A 20713-nucleotide genomic window follows, 5' to 3' on the forward strand; every position below is an offset into this window, starting at 1 on the left:
AACGCCTTTTGGTTCTGAGGGAAGGACAGGTGAGACTATTCAGAAAGCACACCCACTTATTTTTCATAAGGGTTAATGAGGCTTAGACCTTCAATATGCTTGAAGTCTTTGACATTTCTGGTGAGTAGTGTAAAATCATGAGCCAGGGCAGTAGCAGCAATGATTGCATCCGGGAGCTTGATTTTATGAGCCTTTCGTATTTCTGCGGTTTTTAACTTTATAGCCTTCTCCAGCTCGAGGACTTGGGCGTCATGAATAAAGTCACGAAGAACAATCAAATCTTTCTCCGAATCTGTCTTCCAGCAGAGCAACTCTATTTCGGTGATCACTGAAATCGCAGGGCTGGAATCCAGTAGGGTCTCATCGATGAACTTTTCAGCTGAGAGCGGAAATTGTTGCTGCAAGTAATAAATAGCGGTATTGGGTCCCAAAGATATTTTAGTCCCATTCGCCTCTCAACTCGTCTAACTGTTGGTCAATCTCGCTTAAAAGCTGTTTGGACATAGCTCCCTTATACTTAGTCCAGTCTACAGGTTCTCCATGCTCTTCGGGCTTGCTGTTTCTCAAACGGATAAGCTCCAAAGACTCCATGTCCCGTAAAAGGTTCAGTGCTTTTTCGTTTATAATATCTACTGTGATAGTCCGCATATTACTGATCGTTAAATGAGAAACAGCTGTGTTGCTTCATGGCGGAATGACAGACTATTGATATAGAGTGTAGCATTTCAACCATTTGTACAATCAACACAAATTTAGAAGAAAAAGGTCAATATTTTGCCCGTAAAGCTTATTCCTCAATCTTGATCCCCATCCGCTTCATCAGCAGGGTGGCATTGAAGGACTGGCTCACGCCCTTCTTAAGCTTATAGTCGAAGTGCAGTTCGCCATCCTGAATCTCCACTTCTATGCGGAGGTTCTCAATGGTGCCGTTGGCTTCAGCTTCGAGCTGCCCCAGTTCAAGGTCATGGGTGGCAATGATGCCCGAGCCCCGGCTGCGGATGAGCTGCCGGATGAGTGCTTTGGAGCCGGTATGCCGGTCGTTGCTGTTGGTGCCTTTGAGGATTTCATCGAGGAGGAAAAAGGCTTGCAGTTGTGGCGGCTGATGGTCAGCGGTATCCTCCACGGCCTCAATGATGAACTTCAGGCGCTTGAGCTCGGCATAAAAGGAGGAAGTGCTTTCCTGCAGAGCATCCTGTGTGCGCATGCTAGTGTAGACCTGCAGGGGTGGGAGGGCCATGCTACGGGCACAAACCGGGGCGCCGGCCATAGCGAGCGCCATATTCAGGCCTACCGTTCTCAAAAAGGTGCTCTTGCCAGCCATATTCGAACCCGTGATGAGCTTGATGTGGCCATTGGTGGGCAGGTGGATATCATTGCACACCCGCTTGTCGCGGTGCAGCAGGGGGTGCCCCAGCTCTTCGGCTTCCACCACGGCACCATTTGTGATGGCAGGGAAAGCCCATTCCGGATTGTTATGATGAATATTACCCAGGCTGCTCAGGGCTTCAAAGCTGGCCATGGCTTCGAACCACCTGGGCAGGTGCCCCTGTACAGCGGCTTTCCATTGCTCCAGCCGGTAGACATACTGCAATTCCCACAATCCAAAGATGTTGAAAATAAAGGAAAAGGCATTATACCGTACATTCAGCTGCCGGATGATGTAGGACAAGCGGCGGATCATAGCAGAGGCGGGCTGCCCTTCGGTCGACAGCTCGTCGTGGAGCTGACGCAGAGGGGCGCTCTGAAACTTTTGCCCCTCAATATGCTGAATGAGCTGTGCATAGTGCCGTAGGGCCAGTTCCGCATGCGTTGTTTTTTGGTGCGTTTCGTTGACCCGTTCCACGAAGCGCCGCAGGATAAGCAGGGCTGGCAGGTACAGTAAAATACCCAGGTACCAGGGCAGGTACAGCGCCCAGATTACGGCAGCTGCAACCGACCATAGCGGTATGATATAAAGGGCAACAGCTACCCATTTTTTGTCAGTCAGAAAAGGGGGCTCTTTCATCCATCGGTGCAGCAGGCTGATTTGCTCCAGGTTATCCTCTGTTTCCAGTCCGTAGGACTGAAAGTGCTGCCGCCACTCCAGCATTGGGCCGAGTTCCCGTATAGCTGCCTGCCGTTGTTGGATGGCCTCAGGCGTAGCTGGTTCGGCCAGCCATCGGGCGAGCATTTGCTGTCCCAGGGCAGTCACCGCCCGGTTGAGGTACTGAAACATGGAAAAAGGCCCGTAGAGGTCTAAGTCTATGGCGTTGGGGTGCCCGTGATCAAGGAAGCGGGCGCCATCGTCGTAGTTTGAAAAATCGTGCTGTTCCACCGCAGCCTCCCAATCATTGACTTTGGCGAGGTTGCGCTGATGTTGTTCTTCGGCTTTCAACCGTTGGTGCCAGGTGACGAAGCGGTAGAAGCCTGCCAGAAAGACAATTATGCTAACCACACCCACGAGAGCGTTTGCCCCATTCCAGAGGAGTACCACCGCAGCAATACCCCCCAGAAAGATCAGCAGGCGAATGATGGAAAGACGATTGTAACGCTGGCTGAGGGCTTCGGCAGCCGATTCAAACTGAGCTACGCGTTCCGTATATTTGGGTCGGGTCATGTTAAGTATTCTGATTAACGGATCAGGGTGCTGGCCAGGCTCAGCAGTGCTGTTTCCGCGAATTTAGGCCCCATCAGCTGCATGCCAATGGGCAGTCCTGCGTCGTCTGATCCTACAGGGATACAAATAGCCGGAATGCCAGCCATGTTGGCCTGTACCGTAAAAATATCCGCCAGGTACATCTCTACCGGGTCGGCTGATTTATCGCCTAGTTTCCACGCTGTGGTTGGCGCAGCAGGCATCATAATGAAGTCGTAGTCCCGGAAAATGGCATCCGTTTTTTCTTTGAGCAGGCGGCGTACCTTTTGGGCTTTGGTGTAGTAAGCATCGTAGTAGCCCGCGCTGAGCACAAAAGTGCCAAGCATAATGCGGCGTTTGACTTCTGTACCGAAGCCCTCTGTACGGGACTGCTGATAGGTTGACAAGAGGTCTGTTGCATTTTTGCTGCGGTAGCCATAGCGGATGCCATCGTACCGGCTGAGGTTGGAAGACGCCTCGGCTGTGGTCAGTACATAATAGGCTGGGATCAGGTAATCAAGGAGGTCAAATTCAACGCCCTCCACCGTATGCCCTTCCTCTTGCAGTTGCTGAATGAAGGTCTGGGCAGTAGCCCTTACTTCGGGCTGTATGCTTGCGTGCTGTAGGGCAGAAGGAAAATAGGCAATGCGCTTTCCGTAGGGGGCAATCTTGATCTCCGTTGCCATTGGCACCGGCTTTTGGCTTGCCGTACTGTCGTATTCATCAGGTCCGGACATGATTTCCAAGAGCAATGCTGCGTCCTCTACCGAATGAGTCAGGGTGCCGATTTGATCAAAAGAGGAGCCGTAGGCCAGCAGCCCGTGGCGGGAAATCCGCCCGTAGGTGGGTTTCATCCCAATCACACCGCAAAACGATGCCGGCTGTCTCACCGAGCCTCCGGTATCTGAACCGAGGGAAGCCAGGCAGGTATCCGCTTGTACCGCTACCGCAGAGCCTCCGGAAGAACCACCGGGCACGCGCTCCGGATCAGCGGCGTTGCGTACAGGGCCGAAGTGGGAGGTTTCATTGGAGGAGCCCATGGCAAACTCATCACAATTCACCCGCCCGATGATGATGGCATCTTCAGCGAGCAGCCGCTCAATAGCAGTGGCAGAGTAGAGCGATTCAAAGCCTTCCAGAATCTTGGAGCCGGCCTGAACGCCATGCCCGGCGTAGCAAATCACGTCTTTGTGCGAAAGCACCATACCATACAGCCGGCCAAGCTCTCCGGGCGACTGCTGATAGCGGGCATCGAGGGTACGGGCACGTTCCAGTGCCTCTTCCGCATATACCTCAACATAGATATTCAGATGGGCTTGCTGCTCAATTTGATTGAGGTAGTACTCTACGAGCGCTGTGCAGGTCAGGTCGCCATCTTCAATAGCCGTACGTACTTGGGAGAGGTGGGTGAATTTGGGCATGGCGGATTAGTTAAGAATCTTTAGGGTCCAGCGGTTTTTTTGGGGGCTTTCGCCGGGTTGGAGAATGGCAAAATCCCGTTTTCGGGTACTAAGGTTCAGGCCCACACCCACGCCAGCCGTAATCAGGCTGTACCCGGCGATGCGGAAGTAGCGGTCTCCATTGAAGCTGCCTTCTCCATAATCAATGCTGGCAAGGGGGGCAACGAGCAGTGCACCGGCACCACCAGCCACCATCAGGATTTTACCGGCTTTATTCAGGCCCTCGATAGCCGGAGTGCGGTAATGGATCGAGTTGACCTCTTCCAGAGGAAGGCGGTAGGGTTGGCGGCCGAGGAGCTCCTCATAATAGGTTTTATCTTCTCGTTTTAGCCCATTTTCAAAAAGGTATCGCTTGGTCTCCTCTGCGGGTAGGATTTGCAGCAGCCCTCTTTCCGGAGTCTGTAGCGCACCGGTCAGCACCCGGTTATTGGAGCGGACCATCTGAGCGGCGGGCAAATCCAGATGCAAATCGACAGTACTGCCCGGCTTTAGAGTGAGGGTACGCCTGCTGACGGTGTTTTCCAACTGCAGCTCCTGCGCAATAGCAAGGCTGCCGAGGGCACAAAACAGTAAGCTGAGGTAAAAACGCTTCATCACTTCAGTTGGTCTATGATCGCATTCAGTTGGAGGTTTTCCTGTTGGCCTGTTACCATGTTTTTGAAGGCGAGCTCGCCTGATTCCATCTCGCGGTCGCCAATAACGACCGTGTACGGTACATTCCGCTGATCAGCGTATTTCATCTGTTTCCTTACCCTGGCAGGGTCCGGGTAAAGCTCGGCATTAATGCCCGCTGCCCGTGCCTGCTGCAGGGCTTTGAAGGCATAGCGGTGCGCTTTCTCATCAAAGGCAATGAACAGTAGTTGCAGGGTATTGGCTTTGTCTTCCGGGAAGAGGCTGAGCTCTTCCATAACATCGTAAATGCGCTCCGCCCCGAAGGAAACACCTACACCGGAACCATTGGTCTTCATGCCAAAGTTTTCGGTGAGGTTGGCGTAGCGGCCGCCCCCGCCGATGCTGCCCATTTTGATATTTTCCTGCCCTTCGGCTTCCAGGTCAACGGCTACTTCGTAAATGCAGCCGGTGTAGTAGTTGAGCCCGCGGGCAAGGGTGATGTCGAATTGGATGGTATTGTAGGTGTGGCCCATATTGAGGTATTCAAAGACCGTTTCCAGTTCTTCAATGCCTTTGAGCCCGGTTTTGCTTGCCGCAAAGGTGGATTTAAGGGCTTCCAGCTCAGTGGTGCCCAGCATGGCCTCAATTTTTTCAATGGCTTCGGCAGAGATATCCCGCTTGCTGAGCTCTTGCTTCACACCATCCATGCCAATTTTATCGAGTTTGTCGATGGCGATAGTCATGTCCATGAAGCGGTCTTCAGATAATCCGGCAGCTTCTGCCATGCCCGCCAGAATTTTCCGGTTGTTGAGCTTGATGACCACCTTGAGTCCCAGCTTTTGGAAGACCTCATCGTAAATCTGTGCGAGTTCGGCTTCAAACATGAGAGACTCCGAGCCCACCACATCCACATCGCATTGGTAAAATTCCTGATAACGCCCTTTTTGGGGCCGGTCGGCACGCCAAACCGGTTGAATTTGGTAGCGCTTGAAAGGAAAAGGAATATCGTTTTGGTGCATGGCCACAAAGCGGGCGAAGGGCACGGTAAGGTCGTAGCGCAGCCCCCGCTTGGAAATGGAAGGGACCAGCTTTGCCGAGTCCTTAGCCTGCAGCGCCTGATCATCCGCTTTGGAGAGGAAATCGCCGTTATTCAGTACTTTGAACAGCAGTTGGTCGCCTTCCTCCCCGTACTTGCCGGTAAGGGTAGCGAGGTCTTCCATGGCCGGCGTCTCGATAGGCTGAAAGCCATAGCGCACGAAGACTTCCCGTATGGTGTCGAATATGTAATTGCGTTTGATGACCTCAGCCGGGCCGAAGTCGCGTGTACCTTTAGGGATACTCGGTTTCATAGTCGTTTTTTCTAGATCGTAGAAGCGAATTGCTTCAGGAAGCGCACATCGTTCTCAAAGAAAAGGCGGATGTCGCCGATGTCATACAGGCGCAGCGCCTGCCGCTCAATACCCATGCCGAAGGCAAAGCCGGTATACTTAGTCGAGTCAATACCACAGTTTTCCAACACAGCAGGATCGACCATGCCACAGCCCAGGATTTCCAGCCATCCGGTGCCTTTGGTGAGGCGGTAGTCTTTCTCGGTTTCGGTGCCGAGGTAGACATCCATCTCCGCGCTTGGCTCGGTGAATGGAAAGTAGGAAGGGCGCAGGCGGATTTGCGCATCGGGCCCGAACATCTCCCGGGCGAAGTACAGCAGCGTCTGCTTCAGGTCGGCGAAAGAGACGTTCTCATCCACATACAAGCCTTCCACCTGATGAAACTGACAGTGGGAGCGTGCAGAGACGGTCTCGTTGCGGTACACCCGGCCCGGCGCAATAATACGGATGGGCGGCTGTGTATGCTTCATCACCCGTGCCTGTACGGAAGACGTATGCGTACGCAGGAGCATCTCCATGCTGTTTTGCAGGTAGAAAGTGTCCTGCATATCGCGTGCCGGGTGGTCTTCCGGCGTATTCATAGCGGTGAAGTTGTGCCAGTCGTCCTCAATTTCCCGGTCGTCGGCCACCACAAAACCAATACGCTCAAAGATGCGGATGATGCGGTTCATGGTCACAGCAATCGGGTGGCGGGACCCCAGTTCGATGGGTTCGCCCGGCGCGGTCAGGTCGATGTCTTTGACGGCCGCTTCTTCCGCTGCCGTTTCCAGATCCTGCTTCAGGCTGTTGTACTTGGCCTCTGCGGCTTCCTTCACGGCATTGACCCGCTGCCCGTACTCCTTTTTCTGCTCGTTTGGGATATTGCGGATTTCCCCAAACAGTGCCTTAATGACATTTTTGGAGCCCAGGTATTTGATGCGAAACTGCTCGAGCGCCTGCAGGTCGCCCGGCTGATCGGCCTCAATGGCCGCCTTCATTTCGTCTACTTTGCTGAAGGTGTCTGCTGACATAGCGGTTCGGATATTTTTCAAGTCCAATTTTAGACGCCCAAAGGTAGAAAAATTGTGGTAGATATGCTGCCCGGGGGCTTGTAAAAGGCGGGTTGAGGGAAGAGAGGTGGGAACTTAATCACTCCTCCAGGAGTTTTACATTCAGCGTAAATTCAAAACGGACTACTCATGGCAGAAGAATTGACCTGGGCAGAAATCAAGCAACTGTTTAAGGAGACGGACGCAAAGTTCAAAGAAACAGATGCAAAGTTCAAGGAAACCGACAAACGCATTCAACAGGCTTTCGACTTATTCGAATCACAGTGGGGGCGCCTCATGGAGTCCCTGGTTGAGGGTGATGTGGTGCGTATCCTTCAGGAAAAGGGTATTAAAATTAACCGGACCTCCACCCGTGTGAAAGGCAACTACGAAGGCAACAGCTATGAGTTCGATATCATTGCCCACAACGGCAAAGAGATCGTGGTCATCGAAGTCAAGACCACCTTGCGCACGAAGCATGTCCGTCAGCACATCAAAAAGCTGCAACAGGTAAAAACCTGGCTGTCCGAATACCATGACCACAACGTGTACGGTGCTGTTGCTTTCCTCCGCGCCGAAGAGAACAGCGAAGATATGGCCGAAAAACGAGGCTTGTTCGTTATCCGCGCCACAGGTGATTCCGCTGCCATTATGAATGCGGAGGGGTTTGAGCCGCGGGTGTTTTAAAAAATCAGCCGCCCCCGGAACACCCTGGAAGCGGCTGAAATAAACTGGAAATTGTATGTGCTTTACTTACTGCTCCTCCATCATAAACGGAGTAGCATAAGCATGGGTAAGCAAGTCAAATGTCGTTAAAATGCCGATGAGGCGGCCTTTGTCCACTACCGGTAAGGCGTGGAAGAGGTTCTCCCGGAAAAAGCCGACGGCCATTTCCAGCGAATCACCGGGAGCAAGGGTAGCCACCTGCCGGGTCATAGCTTCTCCGGCCAGGAGGGAGCGCATGATAGCATCGTTGTACTGTTCGCTTTTCTGAGTTTTAAACAGGGTGAAGCCGTGCAACAGGCGATAGTAATCAGACTTGCTGATGATACCCACCACTTTGCCGTCGTCGACCACAGGGATGTGGTGGATGTTGTTTTTGCGGAAGATATCCTGTACATCGCTCATCGTGTCATTTGGCCCCACTGTGATTACAGGTGTACTCATGATTTGAGCAACGGTGGTGGTTTTATCAGTCATGGCTGTTGATTTTTCGGATTTAAAGTTCTTCTTCGAATACTTCTTCCTGCTTGGGAGGCATAGGCTCTCCAAACCGGTACGAAAGCAGATCGTGCGTGGTCACCAGCCCCATCAACTGATCGTCTTCGACGATGGGCAGGGCATGGAACTTGTTGGCCAGGAAGATATCTGCCGCCAACCCCACGGTATCGTCGGGGTCAAGCGTGACCGGATAACGGGTCATAATGTCGGTTGCTTTCAGGCTTTGGTATTCCTTTTCAGAATACTTCTTGCCGGTGGTCTGTAGCGACAGTACATAAGAAAGCTTGAAAACATCTTCCTTGCTGATGATGCCGATCAGACGTTCGCCCCGGTCAACGACTGGGATATGGTGGAATTCATTCTCGCGGAACAGCTCCTGAATGGCTTCTACGGTGCGGTCGGGCCCAACCGTAATGAGGTTGGTTGTCATAATTTCCCGAATAGGTGTGTCCGGATTCATAATGGCCGATTTTCTGTTATCTAATAAGGTTGTGCCGGGCAAAGAATGTTTGCGTAGACTGGTAGTCTCCAAAGAGCCTTAGTACTTCGTTGTAGTGAGGCATGAGGTCTTTGGCCGCAGTGGCTACTGCATTCCGGTCTGCCCGATTGGTTGCTTTTGCGAAAGTATATAGAGCTTCCGCCATTGCTCGTTGTTCGTATGTTAGTCGTTTGACGGCTTGGTCGTCAAAGTCGTACAATTCCTGATCAAAGGGTTTTTTCATGATGTACTGCCACTCCAGGCGGAGTTCCTTGCCAAGGGCTGTAAATTCTCCCCAGTCCATAAGGCAAAGCATTTCATCGTTAGCAGCTTCCGTTAGCAGCTCCAGCCCGCCCTGGAAGTCGTACAGGTCGTCCAGGTAGTAGTCGATGCCGTAATGGCCGCGGAGCACCATCAGTTCATACTTCACATGCTCCAGCTGATTGGCTGCGGTATAGGGGCGGTTGGCGTCTATAGCGTAGTAGGCATCCCCCAGCCAGCTATCGACTCGGCGCAGGGTCTCCTGTTCTCCGGGATACTGATGAGCAAGCTGATCGCGCAGCCGACGCCAGCGGAATTCCAGGTAAAAAACTGCCTTTTTAGCTTCATGGGTATTGCCTTGCAGGGTGTAATCTAATGCCGGCAGAAATGCCCGGTCAAATTGCACCATGCCGGGGCGCACATCCCGCCTGGCAGCGCTGGTCATCAGCAAAGTCGCCAAAAGCAGTATGATAGTCCGGATGAAAGTTTTCATGATGCGCTGATTTTATGTTCTATTCAAATGTAACCGGAATTTCAGCGCAAAGCAGATGACTTTTCTCAGTGGTTTTCAGTGACTTTGGTTAGGTGGTCAGTGAGTAGAGGGCAAAAAAAAGCGCCGGTAATGCAACAGAGGCACTACCGGCGCTTTAGGTTAAGCCGGGCTGAGGAACAGGGGCTTACTGAATAGAGAACTCTACATCAGCAAACACTTTCTCTTCGCAATCGTGATCTTTGCAGGCTTCCACTTCCAGGTGAAACTTGGTGCCCGCAGGGTAGGAAGACAAGTCAACATCCTGCTCAAAGCTGACCTTCTGATCATGTTCGTGCAGGTTAGTTTCGATGATCTTGTCAGATATATCCCCGTCCGGGTGGAGAATTATATCGATGTCGTGGTTGTCTTCAGTCGCTTCGATTTCGATATGGATGTGCACATCACTGGCATCTGCCACCACCTCATCAGCACCGGGCTCCAGGATACTGATCGTAATGTCATTGTCGCCATGGTCGTGATCATGATCATCATCTTCGCAACCAGAGAAGACCGTTACGGCAAGCGCCAGCATAAACAGCCAGGAATACTTCAGCATTTTCATCTTTTGAGTTTTAATTTAATGCAACGATGTTGCAAAAGTAATACAGGAATTGAAAAAATGCAACACTGATGCAAAAAAAAGGCTGAGCAAATGATGCCCAGCCGACAGAAAAGCTGAATTACACTCAAATTCTTAGAGGCTTACCGTACACTTCCATCCGGGTTTTTCACCCAGCCGAGTGTCCAGTCGTTATCCGGGCTTTCTATAGCGCCCTTAAAGTTGGCCGGTGCGAAGAAGCTGCCCAGGGAGGAAGGATCAAAGTCGCTGCCTGTGCGGGCGTCGGGTACAAAATCGTTAGCACCCAGGCCAGGGATGGCTTCTTCAGAGTTGTTGAATGAGGGATCTGTGAAGAACGGCTCTGCATCATCGCGTGCCAGTTGATCGCAGCCAAATACATTGGAGTAAGCAAACACCACCGGGCCATTGATGTCTGTGACCTCAGGCCGGCCATCGGTTTCATTGGCCTCGGCGCGGGTTGCCCAGGAAGGGATGCCAGTAATTACGGCATTATACATTTTGTTGCCACGGGTAGACCAGAAGCGGACACCATCTGGTTCGCCATCTGGTTCAAACTCAGCACCTGGCCCTACTACAGTTACGTTGGAGATCAGCGCCTCTGAGTCGCCACGCAGGTACATGGACTCTGCGCCTGCACCGGGTACTGTACTTACGGCAATGATGAACTGCATGTTGCCGCTGTAGTCATCATCAGTGCGGTATTGGGTGTCTTCGGAGTTGGTAGCAATAAGGTGGGAAACATTCACATCGCCACCAGCAATGAAGATCGCCTCATCTGTACACTGCCATACCTGCACGTGAGATACCTGTGTGCCGTTGCCTACATCGTCCAGGACGAAAGCCCGGTCTCCGGCATACTCAATACGCAGGTACTGTACAAAACCGCTGTTGGTGCCTTTGCCCTGCCCTTCAATCTGGAAGTCGTTCCAGTCGCCTGCTTCCGGGTTTGCACCGGGGCGCAGTACGTTTTCGCTGGTCATCACCACCGGAGCATCAGCGGTGCCGCGGATGTCGGCCGTACCAAAGACCGTTACGTCCATATCCACACCGGCCTGCAGATAGATGGTCACACCCGCTTCAATCTGGAAAGTGGAGCCTTCCTCAAAGGAGATGTTCACGTCCGGTGCAGGCTGCGCCAGGTAGTAAGAACGGCCCTCGGCGAACTTTACAGTTGTGCCAGCTGGAATGATACCATCCGCCGGGAGATTTACATCAAAAACAGAGGTGCCGCCAATATCGATGGCATCGTACAGATTGACGCTCACGCTGAAAGCTGCCGGAGCAGACTCCAGGTCCTGGGTGTTTACACCAATGAATTCGTACTCCACTAACTCACCTTCCATCGCATCGGCAGCAACCGTTTGTCCGGTGTAGGTAAAGGTCGTGGCGTCCGGGTCGGGAAGCGTGATTTCCTCCAGGAAGCCGCCGCCGCGGTTCACGATGATGGAGCTGAGGCCGCCTTCTGCCTGAAGGCTGAGCTCTACGGTGATATCCTGTCCGGGCTTCAGGTTGACGAGGTTGTCGCCAACTACAGAAATTGCCGGTGCAGGTAAAACAGGCTCTTCGTCATCGCCGCAGGCTTGGAATAAAAGCATACCGCCCAGCGCGAATAACAAGAGGGTGAAAAAAGAATGTTGAAGTTTCATGACAAGTGAATTTAGAAGAAGTTGAAATTGGAAATGGTTCTATCGTATCGTGCCGTCCTGGTTTTTGCACCAGCTGCCGTCGGCCGTCCAGTCATTGGCTTCGTTTTCGACTGCACCAACGTATGGCGCAGGTGTAAACCAGTTGCCAAAACGGGCATCTGCTGCCGGGTTGAACGGACTGGGTACAGAGCCCACGAAGTTGCCGGGCGTAATGCCGGGCACGGGCTCCTCGCTCAGGTTGAAATCAGGGTTTGGCAGGAAATAATCTTCTGCTAGTTCATCATAGTTAGTCTTATTGCCCCAGGAGTGGATATTTCCGATCTCCATGGTGCCATCGTCGAGGCGTTCGGGCGCCACATCTTCCACCCGCACTGCATCGTCCGGGTAGTTGGTGGCGATCATATTGTGGAAAAGCCCCATTGCGCCCCTTCTCACCCGGAACCCCCGCCGGGTACCATCTGCATCGGTGCTGCCGTTGCCAATCATCGTTACATTGGAGATGTAGGTGTAAGTGCGGGGTTCCAGCTCAAAATTGCTGGCATCGTTGCGCAGCTCCAGGGAGCGGGCAATGTTGTTAAAGTTGACCGGGATAATGGTAGCCGCAATGGAGGTCTGAAAGAGGAGGAATTGCCCTCTGCCCCGCCATCCGTGCTCTGCCCAAAGCCCGTAGGCCCCGTGGTCAGTCACTACGACATACTTGATATCCGCCCCGCCGCCTTTGAAACGGATGCCGTTGTCGAAGCAGTTCCACACCTGCAGGTATCGGATTTGCGTGCCAGAGCCTACACCATATAGCTGAATACCATCGGCATCACTTTTGCCTGCATATTCAATGCGTACATAGCGTAGGGAACCGGAGCTTTCGCCCAGGTTATTGCCCCCGTAGGTGAAGCCATCCTCAAAGACCACTGCTGCCTGATTAGTGGGGGCATTGCCGTAGACAAATATGCCGCCCCAATCACCCCATGCTGCAGTGCCGTCCAGTATGCCCTGACTAGTGAAAACAATCGGGCTGTCTTTAGTGCCTTCGGCTATGATCCGGCACCCTCGCGTAATCGCCAAACGGGAGTCTTCCGGGCCATTGAAGGTACGCATGAGGATGGTTGTGCCGGGCTCAATCGTGAGGACACTGTTGTCCTCCACGGATACCAGCCCGTTGATAAGATAGGTGAACTGCGCTTCCAGCCTCAGGTCGCGGTTGATGCGACCGGTAATGACTTTCACCTCGGTACCTGCAATGGTCTCGTCGGTAATATCGAAGGGCGGGCCGACTACCACCTCAAAGGTAAAGGGCTCTGCAGTAGCCCCAAGCTGATCAGTCAGCTCCAGAGTAAAGTTTAGCGCCGTACCATCCGGGAGCTCTTCCACGAGATAGTTAAAGTCATACTGAAAGATCAGGTCGTCTGCCGGGAAGTTGATATTGTCGTAAGGCTCTCCGTCTTTCAGTACCTGCAAGGCGCCCAGCCCACTGATGGCCCGCAGCTCAAAGCTCAGGTTGACTTCCCGCCCCCGGTCCTGCCGGAAGGACTCCACCGGCACTAGAGGCTGAATTTCCGGGCCTTGCTTTTCAAAGGTGTTGTTGTCCTTTTGGCAGCCTAGCAAAAGTAGGGTCAGGCTGAACAGAAGTATGGTATTTCGGATTATCATGGTTCTACTCGGTTATTATAATCTGTAAGAAAGGCCAAAGCGGTTCCACCAGCCTACGACTTCATACTGTGCAATGCGCTCCCGTATGCCCTGATAGACAATCACGGGAGCATTGGTCACATTCAGGAACTCCCCAAACAGGGTGATGCGGTCGGTAACGGCTACAGAGCCATTCAGATCAACCTGCAGGCGCCCCTCCTGTACCAGGTCGTTGCGGGCTTCCCCGGCTACGGTGTTCAGGAAGGTACCGTTGTAGTTCAGGGACCCTTTTACAGAAAACTGCTTGTAGTCGTAGCTCAGGGCGGCATTCCAGGTATGCGTCGCCTGCCCGGGCAGGCTGATGTTGTCCCGGTCGCTGGTAAAGGCATCCGATTCGGTGAAGGTGTAGTTGAAAAAGAGCCCCAACCCGTCCAATGGTTTGGGCAGGAATGATAGCGCGGCCTGTACGTTCATCTCAAAACCGTACACGACTGCGGTTTCCCCGTTTTGCTCCTGCCGGAACTGGAAGCCTGGGAACTCATCGTAGAAAGGGTCCCCTGGCCGCAGAAAGCGTAGATTGCGGCTAAATTGGAAATCGTCGATTTGCTTATAAAACAGGCCACCGGAAATAATGCCTACGTTGCCCAGGTAGCGTTCCGCCAGCAGGTCCAGGTTGAGGGCGGAGCCGGGGCGCAGGTCGGGGTTGCCGGCCTGTATGCGGGAGCCTTCCTCGTCAATGTTCAGAAAAGGCACGATGTCGTCAAAGTTGGCGCGTGCGTAGCTCCAGGTAGCGGCAGCCCTCAGATTGGTGAATTTGCCGAGGCTGTACTTCAGGTGGATATTGGGCAGCAAAAAGCTGTAATTCGTCCCATCGGTAATGGGAGTGGCTTCTCCGGTAATATTATTGACAGAGAAGGCATCGTAGTTCACCTCATTGGTTTCGTACCGCAGCCCGCCGAGCACCATGAGGTTCCGGAACTGAATGCGGGTCATGGCATAGCCGGCGATGATGTCCTCGGAGGCTTCGTAGGAAGCATTGAAGGAGTTGCGGTTAGACCGAATGGGGTCGAAGATGAATAAGTTGTCGTTGCGGTCAACGAAATCCCGGTATTTCCCGGGGTCTATACCGGGGCCGAAACGTACATTGCCGTCCAGGAAGTTCTCATCCTCAAAATCACTGATGACGCTGGCAAAGCCTTCAGACTGATCGAGTACCCGGTTGGGGTCTGAGAAGTTATTGACATCGCTGTTAAATGCCTTGATATTGGTCTGCCGCCGGTATTTCACTCCAGTCTTGAAGGTGGCCTGATAAGAACCGATTTGATAAGGCAGTTCATAATTGATTTTGGCTACGCTGTTAGTGGCATCGAGGTTGAGGGCCGAACGCTCGTAACGGTTAATGTCCGTAATGAGGAAGGGGTCAAAGAAGCCCAGCTCACTACCGATGGTCCGGAATTGGGCAAAATCGCTGTAAATGCCGGAGGAGTTCAGCGTGTAGAGGTCGATCCGGCTCTGCTCCCCGCGCTCAAAACGGCCAATTAAGGCATCTTCCACCCGCCGGCTATCGGCGTGGTAGAGCCCCCAGTCGATAGTGCCGCGACCAAATTTGTGCTGTCCCTGCAGGTTGTAGGAGAGGTTCTCAGAAAAAGACTCCGCCAGGCGGATATCCCGGCGCAGCTCTGCCCCGCGGATGGTATCCAGGGAAACCCAGGTGACGCCGGCAGATTCGTTGAGGAAGGTTCGGAGGCGATTCCGCTCATCGGTATCGCCCCGGCGGGAGTACATAAAGTTGAAGATGATGTCAGAATTGGGTGAAAATTTGTAGTCCAGGGTGAGTGTCGCCCCCATGCGCGTCCGTTGGTTGACGAGGTCAGACACCTGATGGTTTTCGATGACAACCGTGTCCCGGCCCAGGCCAAGTACCGGCGTATCCCCAAATGGCGACCACACGGCTTCCAGTTCGTCAGATTCGTTGTCGGTCTCGAAGTAGCTCAGCCCGACGAGGGCACCGAAGCGGCCGGTACCCAGCTTATCATCTTCCCAAAATCGGCGCCCGGCTTTGAAGCGCCCGATGCCGTTGTAACTTTGGGACATACTGTTGTAGCCCCCGCCGGCTTCGGCTTTCAGCTTGAGATCCATGCCTGTGGCGGTTGGGGTACGCAGGTTGACCGTACCACCGATGGCATCCCCATCCATATCGGGCGTGATGGCTTTGGTAATCTCCATGGAAGCCAGCTGATCAGCCGGGATGAGGTCGAGCGATTCATTTCGGGAGCCATCGCTCTGCGTGGAAGGCAACTGCTCGCCATTAATGTTGATGGTGGTAAAGTGCGTGGGCGTTCCCCGCAGCGAAACCGTGGAGCCTTCGCCCCGGGAGCGGCTGATATTCACACCGGGTACACGCTGCAGGGCTTCTGCCACGTTGAGGTCAGGGAAGCGGCCGATCAGGTCTGCCGAAATCACATTGATAATATTGTCGGCGGAGCGCTGTTGGTTGAGGGCTTTCTTTTGCCCTTCCAGTTGGCCGCGCACGACGACTTCTCCCAGCACGGTGGCATTTAGGAGCAGCTTTACATTGGCATTCACCGTCCCACCAGGAGGAACGTCCACTTCCAGCGTATCCGTTTGGTAACCGATGTAGGAAATCTGTAGTTGCTGTTTGCCGGCCGGCAGATTGGGCAGGCGGTATTCGCCGGTGAGTTCGGTAATCGTGCCCCGGCCGTTGCTCATGGCCACAACCGTAGCCCCGGGCAGCGCCTCGCCGGTGGCAGCATCTGTGATGATACCGAAAGCGGTACCGGTCTGTGCACTCAGGGTGGCGCTTGCTAATAGTGGTATGATTATTTGGAATAGGTACTTCATTGCTTACAAAGCATTTAGGATCAGTAATGCGGCAGCCAGGATTATTAGTGTGACGAGCACTTCGACTACGGCATTAAATCTCAATTTTTCATCCAGGTCGTTTTTATCTGAGCTCATCCTTCTCCCGTTTTTGAGTTAATGCAAATGTATGTCCGGCAGCGACAGGAGAATGGCACTGAGGTTACAGGGAGGGGTGAATACGTTGCTTGTGTGCGTAAAAGCGTTACAAAAGGCAGGTAATGGGGTTACTTCCCGGCTTGTTTGGCGTACTGAGAGGGGCTGAGGCCGTACTGTTTCTTAAAGCTTTTGCCAAAATAGGCAGGGTCCTGGAATCCGACCCGGTAGGCGACTTCGCTCACATTGACTTTGTTCTGAGCAAGCAGTTGGGCGGCATGTTTCAACCGGATGTTGCGGATAAAGGTACTCGGAGATACATCGAGCAGCCCCTTCAGCTTGCGGTAGAGGTGTACCCGGCTCAGGTTGACGGCCTCGGCTAATGCTTCCACGCTCCAGTCCGGATCATCAAGGTGGGCTTCCACGGCAGCCTGCACCCGTTGGAGAAGCTCCTCGTCGTAGCTGTTGAGCTGCAGCGCTTCGGTTTGTAAATCCGGCCCGTGGCTGTAGCGCCGCCTCAGAAGGTCGCGCATTTTGAGCCGGTTTTGGATGCGGCTGCGCAGTTCCCTCATGATGAAAGGTTTGGCCAGGTAATCATCGGCACCGGTTTCCAGGGCATGTACACGATCGGTATCTTCTCCCTTTGCGGTAAGTAGCAGGATAGGGATGTGGCAGTATTCGGGATCGGTTTTCAGCGCCCGGCACATCTCTATACCGTCCATTTCGGGCATCATGATGTCAGAAAGGATGAAATCAGGGGTGTGGGTACGGGCTTTTTCCAACCCGCTGCGCCCGTTTTTGGCAGTCGTGATTTTGTAAGCTCCCGAAAGGTTGTCCCGCAGGTAACGGCGCAGGTCGGGGTCGTCTTCCACAATGAGAAGGTGAAGCTTGCTGCTGCTGTTGGTGTTTTCCGGAGCGGCATTGGGCTCATCTACGCTGAGTTGGTACTCCACCGGCAGCGGCTTCACGAAAGCGGATGCTGCGTTTTCGTCCGACTGCCCTACGGGCTTAAGCGGGAGAAGCAGGGTAAAAGTCGTACCTGAATCCGGCTGGCTTTGGAGCCTGATGGAGCCGCCCATGGCCTCTACCAGGGACTTGGTTAGCGATAAGCCAATACCGGTGCCCTTGGTCTGTTCGCTTTTGTAGAAGCGTTCGAAGACTTTCTCGCGCACTTCCGGGGCAATGCCCTGACCCGTATCGGCAACGGTCAGTTGAACCTTGCCGTTATCTGGTTTTTGCGACAGTGCCACCCGCACCTGCCCGCCTGGCTTATTGAATTTGATGGCATTGGAGATGAGGTTATAAATGATTTTTTCGAGCTTGTCTTTGTCGGCTTCGTACCAGGCCTCCGGCAGTTCATCTGCAAAATAGAGCTCAAGCTGATGCTTGGCGGCCTGCCCCCGAAAGGTATCGCAGATGTGTTTGGTCATTTGCCCGAGCGGGACAGGCTCTTTTCGCAGCCCTACTTTGCCGGTCTCCAAGGCGTTGATATCCAGCACCTGATTGACCAGCAGGAGCAGGCGGCGGGCATTGAAGTGCATAAGGTGTAATTGCCGCCCCAGCCAGTCTTCAGCCTTGTGTTGTTCCAGCACCTGCTCCAGGGGGTCGATAATAAGCGTAAGAGGCGTCCGGAATTCGTGAGAGACATCGGTAAAGGACTGCAGCTTGAGCTGATGGACTTCCTCCAGCTTTTCTTTTTCCAGTTCCTTAATGCGGATTTCGTTTCGAAGTCGGGCACTGCGCAGGCTGAGGTAGCGGAGCAGGTAGATGCCCAGCAGAATGACCAGGCTGTACAGCAGGATGGCCCACCAGGTGCGCCAGGGCGGGGCTTCCACGGTGATCTTCAGTTGGGCGGGCTCCGGGTTCCATAGCCCATCGTTGTTGGCTCCTTTGAGCAGGAAGGTGTAGGTGCCTTCCTTGAGGTTAGTATAGGTGGCCGATCGTTGGTTGCCGACCTCGTTCCAATTGTCCTCCAGCCCTTCAAGCTTGTATTGGTAACGGTTCTGCTCCGGGCGCAAAAAGTTGAGGGCTGTAAATTCGAGGGTGATGATGGACTGAAAATAGCGCAGCTGCAGTTCATCGGTTTGCAGCATGCTGGCGTTCAGCAGGCGGGTGTCATCGCCCGGAGTTACATCTTTGTTGAACAGCTTGAGCGCCGTCAGGTATACTGGTGGGACATAGGAGTTGTCGGCCAGCGAGGCGGGGTCGAAGGTGACAAACCCGTTGCTGCCGCCAAAAAAGAGCTGCCCGTTGGTAGCGGTGAAAAAGGCGCCCTCGTTGAGCTCTTCGAGTGGGAAGCCATTGGTGTAGCTGTAGTTTCTGAAGCGCTGGTTTTTATTTTCCCAGCGGCTAATGCCATTGATGGTGCTGACCCAGATTTGCCCCTGCTGATCTTCCAGCAGTCCCAGTACAGTATTGTTTTGCAAGCCGTGCCGGGTATCATAGTTCTGGAATTGCTGGCGTTGCCGGTCAAAGCGGCTGATACCTCCTCCCTTGGTAGCCACCCAGATTTGTCCTTGTTGGTCTTCCAGCACATGAGTGACATCATTGCGCGGCAGGCTGTTAGAGTTTTCGGGCAGGTGCTCAAAAGTAGTGATGCGCCCTGTTTGTTCATTAAACAGGACCAGGCCACGGCCAAAAGTGGACAGCCAGAGATTGCCCAACTGATCAGCATAAATGGCTTTAACGTTTACATTCAGCAGGTGCTGATGCAATGCTTCACGCATGGGATAATCCACGTACTGTCCGGACTGCGGGTCAAACTTATGCAGCCCGCCGTGTTTATCCGTCCCAATCCAAAGATAGGCACCTGCCGGAGCTATGGCATTTACAATGGCATCAGAAAGGGCAGGGAGTTGTGAGGTTTCGGCACCAAAGTGAGGGGTAAACCGGTTGGTTTTAGGATTATAGGCATGGAGCCCACCTTTAAAGGTGCCCACCCACAGCTGCCCGTCCGGAGCGGCATAGAGCGATTTGATGGTCATGCTCCTGAGCTCATGCCCGGATTGGCCCCGCAGCCGACGGAACCGCCGGGTTTGAGGGTCGAACAGGTTGAGCCCGCCTCTTTCCGTGGCTACATAGTACTGACCATTTGAGGCTTCGGCAAAAGCGCTGACTACATTGAAGCTCAGGCTGTGATCCAATTCAGGCAGGTGGGTGTAATGCTGAAAACGCTGATTATCCGGATCGAAATAGTCCACACCGCCAAAGTAGGTGCCCACCCAGATGGCACCTTTCCGGTCTTGCAGCAGGGCACGTACAGAGCCGTGGCTCAGCCCGTTGCTGGAGCGGCTGTCCTGCAAAATTTTTTGTAAAGACAGCGTCCGGGTGTCCAGGATGTTGAGCCCCTGGAAGGTACCAATCCACAGGTTTTGATCGGGGGTGGCTTCGAGGCAGCGCACAAAGGCATTGGAGAGGCGTACTTCTGAGTCCGGGCTGTCATCATAGTGTGCGGTCAGTTGGCCATTCTGATCATAGGCGCATACTCCACCGCCGTAGGTGGCGACCCAAAGCGTGCCATCCGCAGCCTGTATAATATCCTCCACCCGCTCATTGCTGATTTGGTGCGCCGGTCTTTGGGCATTTGGAGTATAAGTAATGATAGTTTGCTGATCTGGCAGCTGACAGAATAAACCGCTGGTTGTTCCCACCCATAGCCTGTCCTGCCGGTCGGTGAAGATTTTGGTGACGTAGCGCTCTCCCACAGCTTTGGCCAGAGGGTTATCGGGCTGCTCAAAGGCATCCGTGGCCGGATTATAACGGAAGAGGCCATCATTAGTCCCGGCCCAGAGCTGATGGTGAGGGTCAATCCAAAGGCAGCGGGTCTCCTGCTGAGCGAGGTTATGAAAGGTATAGTTTAGGAACCCCGACTGATTGATTAAATACCGGCTAACCCCACCCTGCGTAGCGATCCAGATATTTCCCAGAGAGTCGCCTGTGATGTCATTGATGACGTTGTTCGCCAGGGAAGTGCTGTCGGCGGGCTGCCGGCGGAAAACCTCGAAAGCATATCCGTCAAAACGGTTGAGCCCGTCCCGGGTGCCCAGCCAGAGGAAGCCATAGTTGTCCTGGTGGGCCGAAAGGACCGTGCTCTGCGATAACCCTTCGCCTACACCATAGTTGATAAACCTGGGGCCCCCCAACTGGGCGGAAGCCTTGTTGCTAAGCCCGGCCATGGCAGCCAGGCAAATGGCAGTGTACAGCAATACCGGCAGGTCCCTAATCATCATATTGGCTTTACCTTCCTGAGGGCTACTCGAAAAATGAAATGCACAACTGATTTTGTTCCAAC

16 protein-coding genes are annotated in these 20713 nt (G+C 53.5%); 1 reads left to right on the forward strand and 15 read right to left on the reverse strand.

All coding sequences use genetic code 11. The annotated features are described in order from the left end of the window. Positions 1-56: 56 nt before the first annotated feature. The 7 genes from ACO08I_RS18440 to pheS all read right to left on the reverse strand — a co-directional run bounded on the left by ACO08I_RS18440 (position 57) and on the right by pheS (position 7051). Positions 57-431: a type II toxin-antitoxin system VapC family toxin gene (locus ACO08I_RS18440; protein WP_421946722.1), complete on the reverse strand. Its 375-nt coding sequence runs from the start codon at positions 429-431 to the stop codon at positions 57-59. Positions 432-438: 7 nt separating this feature from the next. Further along, on the reverse strand, positions 439-648 hold the full coding sequence (locus tag ACO08I_RS18445; protein ID WP_044219445.1) for a hypothetical protein: 210 nt from the start codon (positions 646-648) through the stop codon (positions 439-441). Positions 649-787: 139 nt separating this feature from the next. Beyond that, positions 788-2596: a MutS-related protein gene (locus ACO08I_RS18450; RefSeq protein WP_421946723.1), complete on the reverse strand. Its 1809-nt coding sequence runs from the start codon at positions 2594-2596 to the stop codon at positions 788-790. Positions 2597-2610: 14 nt separating this feature from the next. Further along, positions 2611-4035 (reverse strand): Asp-tRNA(Asn)/Glu-tRNA(Gln) amidotransferase subunit GatA, encoded by a 1425-nt coding sequence (gene gatA, locus ACO08I_RS18455; RefSeq protein WP_421946724.1) that lies wholly within the window; start codon positions 4033-4035, stop codon positions 2611-2613. A 6-nt stretch (positions 4036-4041) separates the two neighbouring features. Next, positions 4042-4668 carry a hypothetical protein gene (locus tag ACO08I_RS18460; protein WP_421946725.1) on the reverse strand — a complete coding sequence of 209 codons (627 nt, stop codon included), beginning with the start codon at positions 4666-4668 and terminating at the stop codon, positions 4042-4044. Next, complete coding sequence (gene hisS / locus ACO08I_RS18465; protein ID WP_282774376.1) at positions 4668-6035, reverse strand: histidine--tRNA ligase; 1368 nt, start codon at positions 6033-6035, stop codon at positions 4668-4670. Before hisS ends, ACO08I_RS18460 begins: the two co-directional genes overlap by 1 nt. A gap of 11 nt (positions 6036-6046) precedes the next feature. After that, complete coding sequence (gene pheS / locus ACO08I_RS18470; protein WP_421949725.1) at positions 6047-7051, reverse strand: phenylalanine--tRNA ligase subunit alpha; 1005 nt, start codon at positions 7049-7051, stop codon at positions 6047-6049. 201 nt (positions 7052-7252) lie between these two features. On the opposite strand from pheS, the gene ACO08I_RS18475 reads away from it, so the two are divergent. After that, complete coding sequence (locus ACO08I_RS18475) at positions 7253-7789, forward strand: YraN family protein (RefSeq protein WP_421946726.1); 537 nt, start codon at positions 7253-7255, stop codon at positions 7787-7789. Between the two features lie 66 nt (positions 7790-7855). Here the strand turns inward: ACO08I_RS18475 and ACO08I_RS18480 are convergent, their stop codons facing one another. The 8 genes from ACO08I_RS18480 to ACO08I_RS18515 all read right to left on the reverse strand — a co-directional run bounded on the left by ACO08I_RS18480 (position 7856) and on the right by ACO08I_RS18515 (position 20651). After that, a complete protein-coding gene (locus tag ACO08I_RS18480) occupies positions 7856-8302 on the reverse strand; it encodes a CBS domain-containing protein (protein ID WP_282774371.1) in 447 nt (148 codons plus the stop codon). 19 nt (positions 8303-8321) lie between these two features. Then, positions 8322-8783, reverse strand: coding sequence for a CBS domain-containing protein (locus ACO08I_RS18485; protein WP_044219468.1), 462 nt, complete (start codon positions 8781-8783; stop codon positions 8322-8324). 16 nt (positions 8784-8799) lie between these two features. Further along, positions 8800-9555 carry a hypothetical protein gene (locus ACO08I_RS18490; RefSeq protein ID WP_282774369.1) on the reverse strand — a complete coding sequence of 252 codons (756 nt, stop codon included), beginning with the start codon at positions 9553-9555 and terminating at the stop codon, positions 8800-8802. A gap of 184 nt (positions 9556-9739) precedes the next feature. Beyond that, positions 9740-10156 carry a hypothetical protein gene (locus tag ACO08I_RS18495; protein WP_421946727.1) on the reverse strand — a complete coding sequence of 139 codons (417 nt, stop codon included), beginning with the start codon at positions 10154-10156 and terminating at the stop codon, positions 9740-9742. 140 nt (positions 10157-10296) lie between these two features. Further along, positions 10297-11820, reverse strand: coding sequence for a hypothetical protein (locus ACO08I_RS18500; RefSeq protein ID WP_282774367.1), 1524 nt, complete (start codon positions 11818-11820; stop codon positions 10297-10299). A 39-nt stretch (positions 11821-11859) separates the two neighbouring features. Next, positions 11860-13467: a hypothetical protein gene (locus ACO08I_RS18505; RefSeq protein ID WP_421946728.1), complete on the reverse strand. Its 1608-nt coding sequence runs from the start codon at positions 13465-13467 to the stop codon at positions 11860-11862. 15 nt (positions 13468-13482) lie between these two features. Further along, a complete protein-coding gene (locus tag ACO08I_RS18510) occupies positions 13483-16308 on the reverse strand; it encodes a TonB-dependent receptor (protein WP_282774364.1) in 2826 nt (941 codons plus the stop codon). 245 nt (positions 16309-16553) lie between these two features. Next, entirely contained in the window at positions 16554-20651 is a 4098-nt protein-coding gene (locus ACO08I_RS18515) for a hybrid sensor histidine kinase/response regulator transcription factor (protein WP_421946729.1), read from the reverse strand. Positions 20652-20713: the final 62 nt, after the last annotated feature.

It is taken from the genome of Phaeodactylibacter xiamenensis, from assembly GCF_965229835.1.
In the GTDB taxonomy this organism is placed as follows: Bacteria; Bacteroidota; Bacteroidia; order Chitinophagales; family Saprospiraceae; genus Phaeodactylibacter; species Phaeodactylibacter xiamenensis.